14 protein-coding genes and 1 pseudogene are annotated in these 18706 nt (G+C 73.2%); 8 read left to right on the top strand and 7 right to left on the bottom strand.

Features of this window, described 5'->3' with window-relative positions:
* Positions 1-99 precede the first annotated feature (99 nt).
* Positions 100-498: a VOC family protein gene (locus tag BJ961_RS10445; RefSeq protein WP_271321048.1), complete on the top strand. Its 399-nt coding sequence runs from the start codon at positions 100-102 to the stop codon at positions 496-498.
* Here the strand turns inward: BJ961_RS10445 and BJ961_RS10440 are convergent.
* From BJ961_RS10440 to BJ961_RS10420, 5 genes and pseudogenes are all read right to left on the bottom strand, one after another.
* Positions 484-1167, bottom strand: coding sequence for a helix-turn-helix transcriptional regulator (locus BJ961_RS10440; protein WP_271321047.1), 684 nt, complete (start codon positions 1165-1167; stop codon positions 484-486). The two genes, BJ961_RS10445 and BJ961_RS10440, sit on opposite strands and share 15 nt — an antisense overlap.
* Before the next feature lie 10 nt (positions 1168-1177).
* Positions 1178-2203 (bottom strand): AraC family transcriptional regulator, encoded by a 1026-nt coding sequence (locus BJ961_RS10435; RefSeq protein ID WP_271321046.1) that lies wholly within the window; start codon positions 2201-2203, stop codon positions 1178-1180.
* A 33-nt stretch (positions 2204-2236) separates the two neighbouring features.
* Positions 2237-3026: pseudogene (locus BJ961_RS10430) on the bottom strand (copper homeostasis protein CutC).
* Positions 3023-4549 (bottom strand): M81 family metallopeptidase, encoded by a 1527-nt coding sequence (locus tag BJ961_RS10425; protein WP_271321045.1) that lies wholly within the window; start codon positions 4547-4549, stop codon positions 3023-3025. The pseudogene BJ961_RS10430 and the gene BJ961_RS10425 overlap by 4 nt, the downstream one beginning before the upstream one ends.
* Before the next feature lie 56 nt (positions 4550-4605).
* Positions 4606-5826 carry an ROK family protein gene (locus tag BJ961_RS10420; RefSeq protein ID WP_271321044.1) on the bottom strand — a complete coding sequence of 407 codons (1221 nt, stop codon included), beginning with the start codon at positions 5824-5826 and terminating at the stop codon, positions 4606-4608.
* Between the two features lie 231 nt (positions 5827-6057).
* Here BJ961_RS10420 and BJ961_RS10415 point away from each other — a divergent pair, with 231 nt between their 5' ends.
* From BJ961_RS10415 to BJ961_RS10395, 5 genes are all read left to right on the top strand, one after another.
* Complete coding sequence (locus BJ961_RS10415; RefSeq protein WP_271321043.1) at positions 6058-7866, top strand: peptide ABC transporter substrate-binding protein; 1809 nt, start codon at positions 6058-6060, stop codon at positions 7864-7866.
* Between the two features lie 61 nt (positions 7867-7927).
* Complete coding sequence (locus tag BJ961_RS10410) at positions 7928-8887, top strand: ABC transporter permease (protein WP_271321042.1); 960 nt, start codon at positions 7928-7930, stop codon at positions 8885-8887.
* Entirely contained in the window at positions 8884-9777 is an 894-nt protein-coding gene (locus BJ961_RS10405) for an ABC transporter permease (protein WP_271321041.1), read from the top strand. Before BJ961_RS10410 ends, BJ961_RS10405 begins: the two co-directional genes overlap by 4 nt.
* Complete coding sequence (locus BJ961_RS10400; RefSeq protein ID WP_271321040.1) at positions 9774-11495, top strand: dipeptide ABC transporter ATP-binding protein; 1722 nt, start codon at positions 9774-9776, stop codon at positions 11493-11495. The genes BJ961_RS10405 and BJ961_RS10400 overlap by 4 nt, the downstream gene beginning before the upstream one ends.
* Positions 11492-12418 (top strand): ROK family protein, encoded by a 927-nt coding sequence (locus BJ961_RS10395; RefSeq protein WP_271321039.1) that lies wholly within the window; start codon positions 11492-11494, stop codon positions 12416-12418. Before BJ961_RS10400 ends, BJ961_RS10395 begins: the two co-directional genes overlap by 4 nt.
* Before the next feature lie 78 nt (positions 12419-12496).
* On the opposite strand, the gene BJ961_RS10390 is transcribed toward BJ961_RS10395, so the two are convergent.
* Together BJ961_RS10390 and BJ961_RS10385 are read right to left on the bottom strand one after the other, a co-directional pair.
* The gene (locus BJ961_RS10390; RefSeq protein ID WP_271321038.1) at positions 12497-14005 is read right to left on the bottom strand and encodes an FG-GAP-like repeat-containing protein; all 1509 of its coding nucleotides are present in this window, start codon (positions 14003-14005) and stop codon (positions 12497-12499) included.
* A 207-nt stretch (positions 14006-14212) separates the two neighbouring features.
* Positions 14213-15385, bottom strand: coding sequence for a YihY/virulence factor BrkB family protein (locus tag BJ961_RS10385; RefSeq protein ID WP_271321037.1), 1173 nt, complete (start codon positions 15383-15385; stop codon positions 14213-14215).
* Positions 15386-15485: 100 nt separating this feature from the next.
* Here BJ961_RS10385 and BJ961_RS10380 point away from each other — a divergent pair, with 100 nt between their 5' ends.
* Both BJ961_RS10380 and BJ961_RS10375 read left to right on the top strand, forming a co-directional pair.
* Entirely contained in the window at positions 15486-17129 is a 1644-nt protein-coding gene (locus BJ961_RS10380; RefSeq protein ID WP_271321036.1) for an acyl-CoA dehydrogenase family protein, read from the top strand.
* Positions 17130-17378: 249 nt separating this feature from the next.
* Positions 17379-18668, top strand: coding sequence for a GAF domain-containing protein (locus BJ961_RS10375; protein ID WP_271321035.1), 1290 nt, complete (start codon positions 17379-17381; stop codon positions 18666-18668).
* Positions 18669-18706: the final 38 nt, after the last annotated feature.

Genomic DNA, 18706 nt, shown 5'->3' with positions numbered 1-18706 from the left:
CCCTTCAAGGGACTTGAGGAGGTTATGAGGCACGGGCGCGGCGTCCGGGTGTCCGTTTTCTTCAAGACCGGGGCCGTGCGCCCCGCCTACGGTGGCTTCATGACCGCACGATTCGACGCCATCAGCCTCATCGTCTCCGACATGGCCGCGTCCGTGGCCTTCTACCGTCGGCTCGGTTTCGCGTTCCCGGAGGGGTCCGGGGAGCTGCCGCACGCCGAGGCCGGGTTGCCGGGCGGGATCCGGCTGCTGCTGGACACCGAGGAGTCCGTCCGTTCGTTCACGCCCGGATGGGAGCCGCCCACCGGTGGCGGGCGGCACTCACTCGCCCTGCTGTGCGACACGCCCGCCGAAGTGGACTCCCTCTACGCGGAGTTGACGGGCGCGGGCTGCAAGGGCGAGCGGGAGCCCTGGGACGCCCCCTGGGGGCAGCGGTACGCCGTCCTCGGCGACCCCGACGGTCACGGCGTCGACCTGTTCGCGCCGCTAGCCGCGCAGTAGTTGGAGAGGTGTCGCGCCCGTCAGTTCCCGTATGTCCCGCGTCAGGTGGGCCTGGTCCGCGAAGCCGGTCCGGGCCGCCGTCTCGGCGAGGGGGGTGCCGTTCCGGGCCAGGGCGAGGGCGCGTTGCAGCCGCAGGACGCGGGCCAGCGTCTTGGGGCCGTAGCCGAAGGCGGCCAGTGAGCGGCGGTGCAGCTGGCGGGCTCCGATGCCGAGTGCGTCGGCGGTGGCGGCGACCGGGCGGCCGGCGTCGAGGGCGGTGACGATCCGGGCGAGCAGCGGGTCGGGGGGCCCGGTGTCGGCGGCCCGGGACAGCGCGGCCCGCTCCAGGCCGGTGGCCGGGTCGGGGGCGGCGTTGACCCGGGCGGTCAGGTTTCGTGCGCGGGCGGCAGGCCAGAGGTCGGTGAGGTCGACGCGGCGGTCGCGCAATTCGGCGGCGGGCACGCCGAGGAGCGCGGGCGCGGTGCCGGGGTGGAAGCGGACGCCCGCCCAGCCGCCGGGGGTGCCGTCGGTGAGGTGGGCGCGGGTGTCGGGGCCCGCGACCAGGAGCCGGCCGTCGTACCAGAGCAGGTCCATGCAGCCGTCGGGCAGCACCCGTCCCGGGCCGGGCCGCGTCGGGGTGTTGGTCCACACCACCGCGCCGGTCAGCCGGGACGCCCGTTCCGCGTACACGCGTGCCAGGTTACGCCGGAGCCGGTGTCACGCCGGAGCCCGAAGCCGGGGCCGGAGCCGAAGCCGGGGCCGGGGCCGGGGCGGGTTCGGGGGCGGTCCCGGGGGCGGGGTGGGCGCGGTACTCCTGCGGGCTGACGCCGTAGACCCGCTTGAAGGCGGTGGACAGGGCGAACGCGCTGCCGTAGCCGACCTGGCGGGCGATCGCGCCGAGGGTGTCCTCGCCGTCCCGCAGCCGGTCGGCGGCCAGGGCGAGACGCCAGCCGGTGAGGTAGCCCATGGGGGGTTCGCCGACGAGGTCGGTGAAGCGGCGGGCGAGCGCGGCGCGGGAGACGCCGGTCTTCGCGGCGAGGGACGCGACGGTCCAGGCGTGGGCCGGATCGTCCTGGATCAGCCGCAGCGCCCGGCCGACGACCGGGTCGCCCATCGCCCGGTACCAGGCGGGCGCCTCGGCCGACGGCCGGGCGAACCAGGCCCGCAGTGCGGCGATGACGAGCAGGTCGAGGAGCCGGTCCAGGACGACCTCCTGGCCCGGCTCGTCGCGCGTGACCTCCGTCATCAGCAGCGGGGTGAGGGGGTTGTCCCACGCCTCGGAGGTGAGGGACAGCAGCGGCGGCAGCGCGTCGAGGAGACGGCCGCCGATCTCGCCGCGGACCAGGTAGGTGCCGATGAGGAGGACCGCCTGGCCGTCGGCGTGGTCGCCCCAGGTGCGGACGCCGAGGTCCATCGAGCCGTTGAGGGGGCGCCCGTCGGGGTAGCTGCACGCGCCGCCCGGCAGGATCACCGCCTGCGGGGCGGTGGCGGGGTCGTCGGCGCAGACGTACGGGTCGGGGCCGCGCGCGATGGCCAGGTCCCCGGCCCGCAGGCGCAGCCCCTCCCCCGTGCCGGGCACGATCCAGGCGTCGCCGCGGACCATCAGCATCACGGTCAGCGGTGCCCGGTCCTCGACGCGCACGGCCCAGGGCGGGTCGAAGCAGGCGCGGATCATGAAGGCACCACGGGCCCGGGGGCCCTCCAGCAGTCCGGCGAGTGCGTCCACGGTGCCAGTGTCCCGGTCGGGTCCGCGGGCCGTTCACCGAGGGGCGCCTCCGGGCTGCTCCCCCGTCCGTCCGACCGCCGCGTCCAGTGCCCTCCTCGCCTCCGCGACGACGGTGCCGTCGGTGACGAAGTGGGTGTCGTCGGCGGCGGAGGTGCCGCCCGCGCCGAGGGGTACCCAGCCGGCCGCGCGCCGGGGCGTCGCCCGGGACTTGGCGGACAGGTGCACCGAGGTGGCGCCCGCCGCCAGCAGACCGGCGATGTCGCCGGGCCGCACCCCGCCCCCGGCGGCCACGTCGACGCCGGGGCCGCGGCGGCCATCGCGGTGAGCACGGCCCTTCCCCGCTCGCGGTGGACGCGCCGCCGGAGGTCAGGACGCGGGTGGTGCCGAGCCCGGGCAGCGCCGCGACGGCGGCCACCGGGTCGCTCGCCTGGTCCACCGCCCGGTGGAGCGTGACCTGTGCGGCGGGGTCGGTGTCCCGCGCGGCGCCGGCGAGCGCGGCGAGGGCGTCCGTGTCGAGGGCGCCGCCCGGGGTCAGTGCTCCGACGACGACGCCGCGGGCGCCCGCGCGCAGGGCGGTACGCACCTCGGCGGTCATCAGGGCGACCTCCTCGGCGTCGTACACGAAGTCGCCGGGGCGGCAGCGGACGAGGACGTGGACGGGCGGCCCGGACTCGACGGCCGCCTCGACCGTCGCGGTCGAGGGGGTCAGGCCGCCCAGTTCGAGTCCGGTGCACAGTTCGACGCGGTCCGCCCCGTGCTCGCGGGCGGTGCGGGCGCCCGCCGGGGACACGACCGCGATCTCCAGGCTGGGGCGGGCGCTCACTCGTCGGCCCCGGTCAGCGGCTGGTCGGCGGCGGGGATCAGGCGGGCGGTCAGGTCCGGGTCGGCCATGGCGGGGTCGAAGGGGAACATGGGCCGGTGGATGCGGTGGTGGCCGAGCCGGACGAGGTCCTGGTCCACGCCGCCCGGGGTGAGGGCCATCTTCCAGTCGGCGGACATGGCGAACAGTTCGGGCTCCAGGTAGCCGATCTTCACGACGACGATGTCGGCGCCGCGCGGGTCGAGGTCCAGGTCGGTGAAGTCGTGCTCGTGGTGGTAGGGCTTGCGCAGTTCGGTGAGGATCACGTAGGCGCTGCCGACGCGTATCACGGCCTCGGTCCGCGCGTCGCGGTCGCCGAGGCGGACGGCGTGCACGACGCCGGTGAGGGTGACGGGTCCGGCGTGGCGGTCGTCGACCTCGGCGCCCGCCGTCACCGTCACCGTGGCGCCGACGCCCGCTTCGGCCGCGTGCCGGACGGCCTCGGGGCCGGGCACCGAGGCGTACAGGACGGTCGGCCCGTCCTCCTTCTGGAACTCGGGGCGGGCGAGCAGCCGGGTCAGGCCCCAGGTCACGTCGCCGGCGCCGCCCGCGGTCGGGTTGTCGCCGGTGTCGCTGACGTAGTACGGGCGTCGCTCGCCGGCCAGGGCCTCGTCGAGGATGTCGTCGAAGGTGCCGGTGGGGGCGACGAAGTCGAAGTCGTGGCGGGCTTCCCAGAAGCCGCGGGCCAGCCGTTCGGCGCCCGCCGCGACCGCCTGCTCGTCGTGGCCGGTGACGACGACCGCGGCCCGGTTGCGGGGTTCGTCCGCCCAGGCGTAGCCGACCCAGATCGCCGCGTCGATCACGCCTTCCCCCGCCTCGACGCCGGGCACGGCTCCGTACACGCTCTTCGCGGGCTCGATGCGGGTGGAGGTCTGCTCACCGGCCAGCAGGACGGGTACCGGCACCCATGCCTTCAGCGGGCGGGGGGCGCCGGAGGCGAGGTGGGTCAGCAGGTTGCGTACGGCGCGTTCCTTGGTCTCCATGTGGTCCTCGTGCGGCGCCATCCGGTAGCAGGTGATCAGGTCGCTGCGGTGGACGAGGGCGCGGGAGACGTTGCCGTGCAGGTCCATGGAGGTGGAGACGATCACGTCGTCGCCGACGACGGAGCGCACCCTCTCCAGCAGTACGGCCTCGGCGTCGTCGACGCCCTCGACGGTCATGGCTCCGTGGATGTCGAACCAGAGGCCGTCCAGCGGGGGCAGGGCGGCGAGCCGGGTGAGGAGTTCCCCGGTGAGTTCCTCCCAGGCCGCGGCGGTGACGGTGCCGCCCGGCAGCGACTTGCCGACCAGGGCGCCGTGCCAGTCGGCCGCCTCGCGCAGTTCCCCGCCCGCGGCGAGGAACGGGTAGCGGTCCATGACCGCCTGGCCGCGGGAGGGGTGGAAGGCGGGGGCCTCGGTGCGGGCGGGCGAGAAGGTGGACGACTCGATGCCGAGTCCGGCGACGGCGATGACGGGGCGGCGGCGGGAGGGGGTGCTGGGGTGCGACATGGCTCCTCGTTCGTGCGGGGGGGTGCGTGGGTGGTGCGCGGGTGCGTGGTGTGGGTTCAGGGGGTGGGGGTCTGGAACCGGTCCGGGTCCACCTGTGCTCCGCCGACCTCGCGCAGGGCCTGCGCCAGCGCCCGCTGGAGGGCGAACTGTCCGGCGCCCACGAGGCCGGCGTCGGCGCCGAGGACGGCGCGTTCGATGGCGAGGTGCTCGGTGACCAGGGGGTGGCAGCTCTCGTAGAGCTGGCTGCGGACGGCGGCGACGAACGGTTCGAGGGTGGAGAGGATGCCGCCCAGGTACACGGCGTCCGGGTTGAAGAAGTTGACGTTCGCCGCGAGCACCTGACCGAGGTAGGTCCCGGCCCTTCGCACCGCCCGGTTGGCTTCCGGGTGCGCGTCGGCGGCCAGCCGCACCACATCCTCGGCACTGCCGACGTCGACGCCCTCCTCCCGCAGTACCCGGACGAGTGCGGCGCCCGAGGCGACCGTCTCCAGGCAGTCGGTGTTGCCGCAGGAGCAGGGCGTGTTGTCGCCGCGGGCGATCCGGATGTGGGTGATCTCCCCGGCCGCGCCCGTGCCGCCGCGGTAGAGCCGGCCGTCGACGAGGGCCGCGGCACCGATCGCGGTGCCCGTCTTCACCATGATCACCTGCTGGTGGCGTCCCCGGCGGGCGGTGTGCTCGCCAACGGCCATGCAGTTGGCGTCGTTGTCGGCGGTGGCCGGGACCGCGAAGCGCTCCCGCAGCCAGGACTCGACGGGGAAGCGGTTCCATCCCGGCATGCGGGAGGGCTGCACGACGCGTCCGGTGGCGGTGTCGACCGGGCCGGGCAGGGAGAGGCCGACGCCGCGCAGGCGTGACCTGCCGTGGCGTTCGACCAGCTCCTCCAGGGTGGCGGCGAGCCCGGTCAGGGCCGCCTGCGGGCCGTCGGCGATCACCAGCGGCACGGTGGAGACGTCGCGCAGCTCGCCGCCCGGCAGGACCACGCCGACACGGGCGTGGCTGCCGCCGAGGTCGGCGGCGACGGCGAACTCGTCCTGACCGCCGAGTCTGAGCACCTTGCGCGGGCGTCCGCCGGTGGAGGACTGGGTCCCCTCCTCGGCGACGAGGCCGTGCTCCACGAGCTGCGCCACGGCCACCGAGACGCTGGAGGCCGCGGCGCCGAGCAGCTCGGCCAGCTGGGCCCGGGAGGTCGCCCGGCCGGAGGCGACGAGTTCGAGGGCGCGCGCCGCCAGCGCGGACGTACCCGCCGTCCTCCGGCCCCGCGTACTTATTTCATTCATGAACGTGCTTACTTCCCCATGGTCGGTCCGATGCAGACAGTACGCCTGAAACGCCGTCCCGTGAATGGCGATCAGCGCAGCGTTTCGCGACAGCGACAACGTCCGGACTTTTTTCAGAAACGGAGATACTTAGTTGTTACGCAACTTTGTTTGTGCATCCACCGAGTCAGGCGTTAGCTGACCTCTACACCCACATTCGCCGCGCAGGCCCCTGTCATCTGGAGGAGATACATGTCCCCTGCTCGCACAGCGACACGCCGACGCCGGGCGCTCGTCGTCGGCGCAGGCGCGGCCGTGGGCGTGCTGCTCAGCGGCTGCGCGGGCGGCGTCTCGGCCCCCGCCGGCTCGAAGGACGAGATCAACTACGCCCTCCCGGCGAACTTCACCCCCAACTGGATCGTCCCGATCGGGACACCGGGGCACCTCAACACCAACAACGCGTCCATATCCCAGTCCATCTGGGAGCCCCTGATCGCCTACGACGGCTCCACCGGCGAGATCGGCTGGAACAAGGACAACTCGCTGGCGACGGACGCGAAGTTCGCCGCGGACGACAGAAGCGTCACCATCACCCTCGGCGACCGGCACTGGAGCGACGGCGAGCCGGTCACCTCCCGGGACGTCGAGTTCTGGTTCAACCTGGTCAGGGAGAACAAGAAGTCCTGGGCCAGTTACAGCCCGGGCAAGGCGCCGGACACCTGGACCTCCTTCAGGACGATCGACGACCGGCACTTCACGCTCGACTTCGACCGGGCCTACAACCAGCAGTGGATGCTCGCCAACGAGCTGAGCATGATCCGCCCGATGCCCCAGCACGTGTGGGACAAGACCGGCGACGACGGCGCCGTCTCCGACCTCGACCGCAGCCCGGAGGGCGCCAAGAAGGTCTGGACGTACCTGATCGACGCCGGCAAGAAGATCTCCCGCTACGCGAGCGACCCGCTGTGGAAGACGGTCAGCGGGCCGTACACGCTCAAGTCGTTCTCCACGTCGGGCAGGGTCGAGCTGATCGAGAACGAGAAGTACGACGGCGGGGGCGCGGCCCACGTCGAGCAGATCAACCTGCTGTCCTTCACCACCGTGGCCGCCGAGGAGAACGCGCTGCGGGCCGGCACCGTCGACTACGGCTACATCAGGGCCTCCGACCTCGGGATCAAGAAGTCCTTCACGGACCTCGGCTACCACGTCGAGCGGTGGTCCGGCTGGGCGGTGACCTACATGCCGTACAACTTCAACAACCCGGAGATGGGCGCGGTCTTCCGGCAGTTGTACGCCCGGCAGGCCATCCAGATGTCCGTCGACCAGAAGACCCTGTCCGAGGTCCTCTACAACGGCACCGCGGAGCCGACCTACGGCCCCGTCCCGCAGGGGCAGGCGTCCGCCTTCCTCTCGGACGAGCAGAAGGCCGAGCCGTACCCGTTCTCCAACTCCAGGGCGCGGAAACTGCTGACGGACCACGGCTGGACCCCGGAGGACGGCACCATGGTGTGCACCTCACCGGGCGAGGGCGAGGGGCACTGCGGCCGGGGCGTCGAGAAGGGCACCGAGTTCAGGATGCGGGTGCTCGCCCAGTCCGGCTCCACCGAGACGGACAACATGATGAGCGCCCTGCAGTCCTCCTTCGAGGAGACCGGCATCGACTTCGACATCAAGACCGCGCCGGTCAACTCGGTCCTCTCGCAGACCGGCCAGTGCGAACAGGACGACCCCGCCTGCACGTGGCAGCTCTCCTTCTTCGGCAGCGCGGGCAGTTGGTACTTCCCCGCCTACCCCAGCGGTGACGCCCTCTTCGCGAGCGGCGGCGGTTCCAACTTCGGCGGCTACTCCAACCCCGAGGTGGACCAGCTGATCGACCGGACCACCACCTCCTCCTCCCCCGACGCCATGCCCGCCTACGGAACCGCCCTCGCCGAGGACCTGCCCGTGGTCTGGCTCCCCGAGCCCGACTACCAGGTCTCCGTGATCAGGGACGGGCTCGGCGGCTTCGCCCAGGACTCCCTCGCCAACTTCCACCCCGCCATGTGGGCGTGGACCGAGTGAGCCCCCGCCCGGCCCCTCCCACCCGCAGCTGCCCCGCCCCCACCCAGCCACCCGGAAACCCATGAGCACATACTCCTTCCTGATCAGGCGTGTCCTGCAGGCCCTGGCGGTGGTCCTCCTCGTGACCGTCGTGGTGTTCTGCCTGCTGCACGCCCTCCCCGGGGGCCCCGCCCGCGGCATCCTCGGCCCCCAGGCCACCGCCTCGCAGATCACCGCGTTCAACCACGAACAGGGGCTCGACAAGCCCCTGCCGGTTCAGTACGTGTACTACCTGAACCAGCTGATCCACGGCGATCTCGGCATGTCCTACACCCTCAACGAACCCGTCTCCCAGCTGATCACCGAACGGCTGCCCAAGACGCTGCTGCTGACCGTCCTGTCGGCGGTCATCGGCCTGCTGTTCGCGGTGCCGCTCGGCGTGTGGCAGGCCGTGCGCCGCAACAAGCCGGTCGACTACGTCATCACCACGCTCAGCTTCATCGCCTACTCCACTCCCGTGTACTTCCTCGGGCTGATCCTGGTCCTCGTCTTCAGCCAGGTCCTGCCCTGGTTCCCGGCCCAGGCACCCCAGGGCAACAGCGTCGCCGACGTCCTCTCCCAACCGCAGGGACTGGTCCTGCCGGTGGTGGCCGGCGCGGCCACGATGGTCGCCGTCTTCAGCCGCTACATGCGCTCGGCCACGCTGGAGAACCTCACCGAGGACTACGTGCGCACGGCGCGGGCCGGCGGCTCCCGCCCCCGGGCCATCCTCACGCGGCACGTCTTCCGCAACTCGCTGACCCCGGTGATCGCCATGCTCGGCTACTACATACCGGTCCTCTTCGGTGGTGCGCTGGTGGTGGAGCAACTCTTCAACTACCCCGGGATGGGTCTGCTGTTCTGGACCGCCGCCCAGTCCTCCGACTATCCCGTGCTGCTGGGATGCGTCCTGGTCATCTCGATCGCCACGGTGACCGGAACGCTCCTGGCCGACGTCCTGCAACGCGTCGTCGACCCCCGAGTGAAGGCAGGCCGGTCATGAGTTCCCTCACCTCCCTGGACGCGCTCGCCGCGAAGCCCGAGCGCGCCGCATCCGGCGCCCGGCTGGCGGTCCGCCGCTTCCTGCGCAACCGCCTCGCCGTGGTGGGGCTGGGTGTCGTGGTCTTCTTCGTGCTGTTCTGCTTCGTGGGGCCGCTGCTCTACTCCACCGACCAGACCCACACGCTGCTCCAGCAGGTCAACCAGTCGCCCAGCGGCTCCCACTGGCTCGGCACCGACGCGGTCGGCCACGACGAGCTGGGCCGGCTGATGTACGGCGGCAAGGTCTCGCTGATCGTCGGTCTGTCGGCCGGTGTCCTCGCCACGGTCATCGGCACCCTGTGGGGCGCCGCGGCCGGTTACGCGGGCGGCTGGATCGACGCGGTCATGATGCGCGTGGTGGACGCGGGCATCGCCATCCCCGCCCTGTTCATCCTGCTGGTGGTCTCCGCGATCACCACCCCCGACCTGACCGGTCTCGTCGTCATCCTGGGCCTCATCTCCTGGCTCGTGCCCTCCCGGCTGGTGCGGGCGGAGACCCTGACGCTGAAGAACCGGGACTTCGTCCTCACCCTCCGCGCGATCGGCGGCGGTCACACCCGCGCCATCACGCGGCACATCCTGCCGAACTCGGTGTCGACCGTCATCGTGGCGGCCACCTTCCAGATCGCCGACGCGATCCTGCTGGTGGCCTACGTCTCCTACCTGGGCCTGGGCGTCCAGCCCCCGTCCACCGACTGGGGCGGCATGCTCTCCTCGGGCATGACCGCCGCGTACTCGGGCTACTGGTGGCTGATCGTGCCGCCCGGCCTCGCCATCATCCTGGTGGTGTGGGCGTTCAACGCGATCGGAGACGGGCTCCGGGACGCATTCGACGTGAGGGGGCGCGCATGAGCGCCGTTCGACGACCGGCCGCTGCCGCCGCCGGGGACCACATCCTCGACCTCGACGACCTGGGCGTCGTCTTCACCACGGAGACCGGCACGGTGCGGGCCGTGCGCGGCGTGTCCCTGCACGTCGCGCCCGGCGAGACGCTCGCCCTGGTCGGCGAGTCCGGCTCGGGCAAGTCCACCGTCGCGCTGGCCGCCATGGGGCTGCTCGCCGGCAACGCCCGCGCCACCGGAACGGCCGTCGTCGACGGCACCGACATCGTCGGCGCCGACGAGGAACAGCTGTCCCGGCTGCGCGGATCGACCGTCTCCATGGTGTTCCAGGAGCCGGCCACCGCGCTCGACCCGCTCACCCGGGTCGGCAAGCAGATCGCCGAGGTCATCCGCAACCACCGTCGGGTGTCCGCGGCGGACGCCGCCGCGCGCGCCGTCGAACTGCTCCGCCGCGTCGGCATCCCCGAGCCGGAGCAGCGGGCCCGCTCCTACCCGTTCCAGCTCTCCGGCGGCCAGCGCCAGCGCGTCGTCATCGCCATGGCCATCGCCAACGAACCGGCGCTGCTGATCGCCGACGAACCCACCACCGCGCTCGACGTGACCGTGCAGGCCGAGATCCTCGACCTGCTGCGGCGACTGGCCGCGGAGACCGGCACGGGGGTCCTCCTGGTCACCCACAACATGGGCGTCGTCGCGGACTTCGCCGACCGGGTCGCGGTGATGTACCAGGGCGCCATCGTGGAGACCGGACCCGTGGACGACGTACTGCTGCGCCCTTCGCACGACTACACCAGGCGACTGCTGTCCGCCGTACCGCGGCTCTCGGTCGCCGAGGCCGACGGGCCCGGTGGGCGGCGGGCGCGGGAGGCCGACGCCGCACCGGCCGGAGAACCGGCGGTGGAACTCAGGGACGTCTCCGTGGTCTTCGGCCGCGGGAAGCACGCGGTGCACGCCCTGAAGGGTGTCTCCCTCGCCGTCCACCCCGGGGAGACCCTCGGCCTGGTGGGCGAGTCGGGCTCCGGGAAGTCCACCGCCTCCCGGGTGGCGCTCGGTCTGATCGCCCCGACGGCCGGCTCCGTGACGCTGTTCGGCGCCGACCTGGCCCGCACCCGTGCGCGGGCGCGGCGTGCGCTGCGCGCGGGCATCGGCGTCGTCCTCCAGGACCCGGTCGCCTCGCTCGATCCCCGTATGACGGTCGGCGAGTGCGTCGCCGAACCGCTGCGGGTGCACCGCGGGCGACTGTCCGGCAGGGAACGGGAGTCCCTGGTCGGCGACGTCCTCGACCGGGTCAGGCTGCCGCGGGAGGTGGCCCGGCGGGCGCCGCGCGAGCTGTCCGGCGGTCAGCGCCAGCGCGTGAGCCTCGCCCGCGCCCTGGTCCTCGAACCGCGGCTGCTGGTGGCGGACGAACCCACCAGCGCCCTGGACGTGAGCGTGCAGGAGGCGGTCCTCGAAGTGATCGGCGAACTGCAGGAGGAGCTGGGCTTCGCCTGCCTCTTCGTCTCCCACGACCTGGCCGTCGTGCAGCAGTTCGCGCGCCGGGTGGTCGTGATGCGGGCGGGACGGGCGGAGGAGCAGGGGCTCACGTCGGCGACGCTGCTGCACCCGGAGACCGACTACACCCGGCGTCTGCTGGCGGCGGTGCCCGTGCCCGACCCCGTGGTCCAGCGCGGCCGCAGGGCGGAGCGCCTGGCGACCCTCGCCGCGGGGCGGACGGAGGAGCAGGGGTGAGGGGTCACGACGCCCCGGTCTTCGCCGGGGTCGACATCGGGGGCACCACCACCCAGGTGGTGCTCTGCGACGAGGAACTGACGGTGCTCGACCGCGCGGAGACGGCCACTCCGGCCGGTTGTGGCGGCCGGGCGATGATCGCCGCGGCACTCGACGCGCTCACGGTCGTACGGGCGCGTACGCCGGGGCGGCTGGCCGCCGTGGGGGTGGGCGCGGCCGGAGTGGTCGACGCGGCCTCCGGTCACATCCTGGTGGCGAGCGACTCGTTCACCGACTGGGCCGGTTTCCCCGTGACCGCCGCCCTGCGTACCGCGCTGGGCGTCCCCGCCTTCCTCGACAACGACGTCAACGCCTTCCTGCGGGGCGAGGTCGCGTGCGGTGCGGCGGCGGGCGAGGCGGACGTCCTCGGGATGACCCTGGGCACCGGCGTCGGCGGGGCGTTGTGGACGGGCGGCGAGCTGCGCGCCGGCGCCCACGGTGCGGCGGGCGAGATCGGCCACATCCCCGGCTTCGGCGACCTGCCGTGCACCTGCGGCGGCCGCGGCCACCTGGAGACGCTGGCCTCGGCCCGGTCCATCCGTGCCCGCTACGGCGAGCGCACCGGGCGGGAGCCGACCGCCCGCGAGGTGGCCGAGGCGGCGCGGGACGGGGACGCCGACGCCCGTGCCGTGTACGCGGCGGCGGGCGCCGGTGTCGCTCGCGCGATCGTGATGACCGCCGGTCTCGTCGACATCGGCTCGGTCGTCATCGGCGGAGGTGTCAGCGGCGCCTGGACGCTGCTCGAACCCCTGATCCAGGAGGCGCTCGCCGCCGAACCGCCGATCAGCGGCCACCCCGTCAAACTCGTACGGGCGGCCCTGGGGACCGACGCGGTGCCGCTGGGCGCGGCGGCCCGGGCCCGCCACGAGCTGACCGCCCGCTGACCACGGGGCGGCGGGCGAGGCGGAGGCCGGAGCTCCGGAAACCCGGGGCTCCGGCAGCGCCGGGACGAAGCCTCGGCGTCAGAGCGTGATCATGGTCTTGCCCTGGTCCCAGTAGGTGCCGTGGTTGGTGCGGACCGCGACGCCGCCGTCCTTGGTGTGGACGAACAGGTCGGCCTTGCCGTCGCCGGTGGCGTCGCCGAACTTGAGCGTGCCCATGTCGCTGCCGTCGACGAAGCGTCCCCAGCCGCTGGACCAGTGTGTGCCGCCGTCCCAGTAGGTGCCCTGGTTGACGCGCACGGCGACGTTCCCGTCACTGGTGTGCACGATCAAGTCGGCCCTGCCGTCGCCGTTGACGTCGGCGAAGTACAACCGGCCCATGTCCTTCCAGGTCAGGAAGCGTCCCCAGCCGCTGGACCAGTGCGTGCCGCCGTCCCAGTAGGTGCCCTGGTTGACGCGCACGGCGACGTTCCCGTCACTGGTGTGCACGACCATGTCGGCCCTGCGGTCGCCGTTGACGTCGGCGAAGTACAACCGGCCCAGGTCGCTGCCGTCGACGAAGCGGCCCCAGCCGCTGGACCACTGCGTGCCCTGGTCCCAGTAGGTGCCCTGGTTGACGCGGACGGCGATCTTCCCGTCACTGGTGTGCACGACCATGTCGGCCCTGCCGTCGCCGTTGACGTCGGCGAAGTACAACCGGCCCAGGTCCTTCCAGGTCACGAAGCGGCCCCAGCCGCTGGACATGACCCGGCCCGGGGCGAAGGCCTCGCCCTGGTTGCGGTGGACGACCACATCGCCGTTCGAGCGCAGGACGACCAGATCGGCCTTGCCGTCGCCGTCGACGTCCGCCGAGTACGTCCGGTCACGGTTGCGGACGTCCTTCACCCAGTCCGCCAAGCCGTCCACCCTGGCGTCGATCGCGCCGGTCCGGGTCTCCGTCTCGCCGAGGCACCCGCCCTGCCAGGAACGGCTGTGGACGGCGGTCAGCTCGGCACCGCTCCCCGTCCCGCGCAGGGTCGGGCCGCCGGTGTCCCCCTTGCACACGGACACCCCGTCCTGGCCGGTCAGGGCGACGGTGGTGTCGGTGGTGGAATCCACCCGGAACGCACCGGTGTGCACCTGGTTCGGGACCCATTCCGTGCGGGTCCGCCCGAAGCCTGCGCCGAGCAGGGTCTCGCCCGCCACGGGGGCGTTCGCGGCCAGTGCCACCGGTTCGACCGTGGTGACGGGCTCGGCGAGCCGGACCATGGCCACGTCCCGGTCGTCACGCGGGACCACCTCGACGATGTCGAGGGTCCTGCCGCCCAGGGTCGCCGTGGACTTCAGCGCGGGCTTGCCGGCCCCGACCTCGTCGCCCGGGGTGGCCGCGAAGCAACTGGTGGCGGTCAGCAGCCACTGCTGGTGCACCAGGGCGGCGGAACAGCCGCGCATGGCGTCGCCCTCGCCGATGCGGAGCCGGGCGGTGAAGGCGTGCTCGGCCGCGGCCGCGGGCTCGCCGGACACCGCCTGTGCGGACGGCGCCGCGGTGAGCAGGGCGGCGGCGGCCGCCAGGACCATGCCGCCGGCCAGAGCGCCGCGGGCCTGCCGCACGCGTATTCCAGTGTGGGACAACGTACTTCCCTTCTTCGGTGACCGGGTGACGTACGACCGTGAAGTGGCTGGGAGTTCGTATGAGCAGCGGAAATCAGCTGACGCGTGACGCATCGTACACAGGCCGTCCCGAAGTGCCGCACAGTAAAGTCACCGACCGTCCGGCCTCCCTTCACGAGAAGCGCACTCGGTAGGGGAATCGCCGCCTCAGGAGGCCTCGGGCTTGTCGTGGTCGTGACCGTCGTGGTGGTGGTCGTGGGCGTGGTGGTGGTTCGCGGGCGGCGGGCTCTTCGGGTGGGTGCGCAGGCGGGCCGTGACGTCCTCGGGCGGCAGGAAGCGGGACCAGCGTTCCGGGAACTCGGAGGGCATGTCGGGGTCGCCCTCGCCGCCGGAGGAGGTGCGGGCCACGTACTCGGCGACCTGGGCCTGCCGCAGCCGCTCGTTGGCCTCGCGGGCGGCGGCGGTCGCGGCGGCCGGCCACACCCGGTCGATGGCCGCGTTGACGGCGGCGCCGACGAGCACCGCGAACGCGGATACACCGATCCACAGCAGCACGGCGACGGGCGCGGCCAGTGAGCCGTAGATGGTGGGGCCCTCGACGGTGTTGGTGAGGTAGATACGCAGCAGGAAGCTGCCGAGGACCCACATGGCGAGGGCGACCAGCGCGCCGGGGACGTCCTCGATCCACGGGGAACGCACGGGCACGGACACGTGGTACAGGGTGGTCAGGAAGGCCACGGACAGGATGATCACGACCGGCCAGTACAGGATCTGCACGACCGTCGTCGACCAGGGCACGACCCGCACCACGGCGTCCGGTCCCGCCACCATCAGCGGCAGCGCGATGGATCCGATCACCAGGGCCACGATGAACAGCAGGAAGGCCATCAGGCGGGTCCTGACGATGCCCCGGACGCCGTCGAGGCCGTACATCACGGTGATGGTGTCGATGAAGACGTTCACCGCGCGGGAGCCCGACCACAGGGCGAAGACGAAGCCGATGGAGATGACGTCGGGCCGGCCGCCCTTCATCACGTCGTCCAGGATCGGCTCGGTGATCTGCTTGACGCCCTTCTCGGAGAGCACCGCGCGGGAGGCGTCCAGGATGTTGGTGCGCAGGCTCTCGGTGGTGTCGGCGCCGATCCAGGAGTCGACGTAGCCGAGCAGTCCGAGGAGGCTCAGCAGCAGCGGCGGCACCGAGAGCAGGGTGAAGAACGCGGCCTCGGCGGCCAGGCCGAGGATGCGGTACTCCATGCACGAGTTGACCGTGTCCTTGAGCAGCAGCCAGGCGGTCCTGCGTTTGGACACGTTCCGGTACAGAACCCGGGCGCGGTGGAGCCGGCCGGAGGGCCGTTCGGGGGAGTCGCTTGCTGGCTGCACGCCCTAAAGGTATCCGGCGTGGAGGGTGGCACTCATCCGCGGACGCCCGCCGGTCCCGTCCCGGCCCGCCGGGGTCCCGCGGCACGGTAGGTTCACGTGCATGGCAGGCAGCACCCACACCGTGACCAATCAGGCGCCGCCGCTGACCGGCTACGACGTCTTCACCGCCGACCGGGCCCTGACGGAGGCGGTCGAGCGGCATCTGCCGGCGGAACTGCGCGCGGAGGCGGTGGCGGAGCTGTCGGGCACGGGCCGCGGCTGCGGGGCGCTCCAGACCCAGGAGTGGGGTGCGCTGGCCAACGACAACCCGCCCGTCCTGCGCACCCACGACCGGTACGGCCACCGCGTCGACGAGGTCGACTTCCACCCCGCCTGGCACCGGCTCCTCGGCAAGGGCGTCTCGGCGGGCCTGACCGACGCCTGGTCCCGGCCGGGCGGGCAGGTGCGGCGCGCGGCCGGGTTCCTGATGTGGACCCAGGTGGAGGCGGGCAACTGCTGTCCGCTGTCCATGACCCACGCGGCGGTGCCCGCCCTGCGCGCCGACCCGGATCTGGCCGCCGAATGGGTGCCGCGGCTGACCTCCCGGGTCTACGACCGGGAGCCGCGTCCGGCCCGGCTGAAGGCCGGGGCGCTGTTCGGGATGGGCATGACGGAGAAGCAGGGCGGCAGCGACGTCCGGGCGAACACCACGTCGGCGCGGCCGCTGGCCGAGGAGGGGACGTACGGGCTGACCGGGCACAAGTGGTTCTGCTCGGCGCCGATGTCGGACGCCTTCCTGGTGCTGGCGCGGGCACCGGGGGGCCTGACCTGCTTCCTGGTTCCGCGCGTGCTGGCGGACGGCGCCCGCAACGTGTTCCTGATCCAGCGGCTCAAGGACAAGCTGGGCAACCGGTCCAACGCCTCCGCCGAGGTCGAGTTCGCCGGGACCTGGGCGCGGCGGGTCGGCGAGGAGGGGCGCGGGGTGGCCACCGTCCTCGGCATGGTGGCGGCGACCCGGCTCGACTGCGTGCTGGGGTCGGCGGGCCTGATGCGGCAGGCGGTGGCGCAGGCGGTGCACCACTGCACCCACCGCGAGGCGTTCGGCGGGAAGCTGGTCGACAAGCCGCTGATGCGCAACGTCCTCGCGGACCTCGCGCTGGAGTCGGAGGCGGCCACCACGCTCGGGCTGCGGCTGGCGGCGGCCCTGGACGCCGCCGAGGACGGGGACGAGCGGGAGCGCGCGCTGCTGCGGCTGGCGGTGCCGGCGGCCAAGTACTGGGTGACCAAGCGGTGCGCGCCGCTGGTGGTGGAGGCGGCCGAGTGCCTGGGCGGCAACGGGTACGTCGAGGAGTCGGGCCTGCCCCGGCTGGTGCGCGAGTCGCCGCTGAACTCGGTCTGGGAGGGCGCCGGGAACGTACAGGCACTGGACGTGCTGCGGGTGCTGGAGCGGGAGCCGTCGGCCCTCGACGCGTATCTGACGGAGGTGGGTGCGGCGCGCGGGGCCGATCACCGGCTGGACGCGGCGATCCGGGACCTGCTGACGGAGCTGGCCGACCTGGCGGACGCGGAGGGGCGGGCGCGGCGGCTGGTGGAACGGCTGGCGCTGGTGCTCCAGGGCGCGCTGCTGGTCCGGTACGCGCCGCCGGAGGTCGCCGACGCGTTCTGCGCCTCGCGGCTGGGCGGCGACGGGGGCGCGGCCTTCGGCACGCTGCCGCCCACACTGGACCTGGCGTCGGTGGTGGAGCGGGCCCGGCCGGTGGCCTGATCCCGACGCTCCCCGCGTGCGGCGCGGGGGTGGTGCTGCGCCGACACGGCACCACCCCCGCCACACGGGCCCGTTCAGGCCGCGTACGCCGCTCGGGACGGCGTGTTCCAAGTTTGGCCACCGGTACGGGCGTCCACCAGGGTTGCAAGGGGTTGCAACTTGCGGTCGGCTGTGTGCGGACTGTGTCCTCACGGCCTGGGCAACCGGCCGGTATCAGACGAACATTCGGCTTCCGGAAGGACGGGTCCCGTGGCGCTCTCGCCGATGGACGTAGCGCAGTTCGCCACCGTCGACACGGCGCGTGCGGCCCGGATGCTCAGCGAGGTCCGTTCCGCGAGACTCTCCGGCGGGCGGGCTCCGGTGGCGCCGCGTCCGGTGATCGAGCAGTCCTGGGAGCGGATGCTGCGCGGCGGCGTCGATCCGGAGCAGGACGTCCGCTCGGGGCTGCTGGCCCCCGACGAGGTGCGGCGGCGTCGCGAGTCGTCGGAGCTGCGGCATGTCCTGCCGGTGCTGCGGGAGGCGTTGCTGTCGGTGGCGGACGTGGCCCACCACATCATGGTCGTCGCGGACGGGGACGGCCGGGTGCTGTGGCGGGAGGGCAGCGCGCGGGTGCTGCGCCGGGCCGACGGGCTCGGGTTCGAACTCGGGGCGGACTGGCGGGAGGAGGTGGTCGGCACCAACGGCGTGGGGACTCCGGCGGTCACCCGGCGTCCCGTCCAGGTCTTCGCCTCCGAGCACTTCGTACGGTCGCAGGCGACCTGGACCTGCGCCGGGGCGCCGATCACGGACCCGCGCAGCGGCCGGCTGCTCGGCGTGGTCGACGTGAGTGGACCGCTGGAGACCATGCATCCGGCCACGCTGGCCTGGGTCGACTCGGTGGCGAAGCTGGCCGAGGCCAGGCTGCGGGAGCTGCACGTGCAGTCGCTGGAGCGGCTGCGGGCGGTGGCCGCGCCGGTGCTGGCCCGGATCGGGGGGCGTGCGCTGGTGGCCGACCGCGACGGCTGGACGGCGGCGGTGGCGGGGATGCCGTACCTGGAGCGGGTGGCGCTGCCCGGGTCGCCGGAGGCGGGGACACGGCGGCTGCCGGTGCTCGGGGCGTGCACCGTGGAGCCGCTGGCCGAGGGCTGGCTGGTGCGCGCCACGGTGGAGCCGGTGCCGCAGGGCGCCACCCGGATCGTGCTGGACCTCGGGCAGTCGCGCCGCTGGTCGGTGCGGGTGCTGGGGGGCGCGGAGGACTGGACGCGGGAACTGAGTCCGCGGCACGCGGAGTTGCTGTACCTGCTGGCGGTGCGCCGGGGTGGGCGCAGCGCGGCCGGGCTGGCCGAGGACATGTTCGGCGACCCGGCCCGCACGGTGACGGTACGGGCCGAGATGTCGCGGGTCCGCAGGTACCTCGGGGCGCACCTGGAACACCGGCCGTATCGTTTCTGCGAGGACGCGGAGGTCGAGGTCCTCCTGCCGGCCGACCCCCGTGACCTGCTCCCCCACTCGACGGCACCGGCGGTCGTGGAGGGCAAGGCGTCGATGCGGGTGCCTTGACCGCGGGGCGCCCGGGCGGCGGGCGGGACGCTCTCCGG

It is taken from the genome of Streptomyces lienomycini (genome assembly GCF_027947595.1).
GTDB lineage: Bacteria > Actinomycetota > Actinomycetes > Streptomycetales > Streptomycetaceae > Streptomyces > Streptomyces lienomycini.
This window is presented reverse-complemented; position numbering and strand designations above follow the sequence as displayed.

Coding starts and splice junctions, on each gene's coding strand:
- BJ961_RS10445 (WP_271321048.1), top strand. CDS start 100: ATGACCGCACGATTCGACGCCATCAGCCTCATCGTCTCCGACATGGCC.
- BJ961_RS10425 (WP_271321045.1), bottom strand. CDS start 4,549: ATGTCGCACCCCAGCACCCCCTCCCGCCGCCGCCCCGTCATCGCCGTC.
- BJ961_RS10420 (WP_271321044.1), bottom strand. CDS start 5,826: ATGAATGAAATAAGTACGCGGGGCCGGAGGACGGCGGGTACGTCCGCG.
- BJ961_RS10415 (WP_271321043.1), top strand. CDS start 6,058: ATGTCCCCTGCTCGCACAGCGACACGCCGACGCCGGGCGCTCGTCGTC.
- BJ961_RS10410 (WP_271321042.1), top strand. CDS start 7,928: ATGAGCACATACTCCTTCCTGATCAGGCGTGTCCTGCAGGCCCTGGCG.
- BJ961_RS10405 (WP_271321041.1), top strand. CDS start 8,884: ATGAGTTCCCTCACCTCCCTGGACGCGCTCGCCGCGAAGCCCGAGCGC.
- BJ961_RS10400 (WP_271321040.1), top strand. CDS start 9,774: ATGAGCGCCGTTCGACGACCGGCCGCTGCCGCCGCCGGGGACCACATC.
- BJ961_RS10380 (WP_271321036.1), top strand. CDS start 15,486: ATGGCAGGCAGCACCCACACCGTGACCAATCAGGCGCCGCCGCTGACC.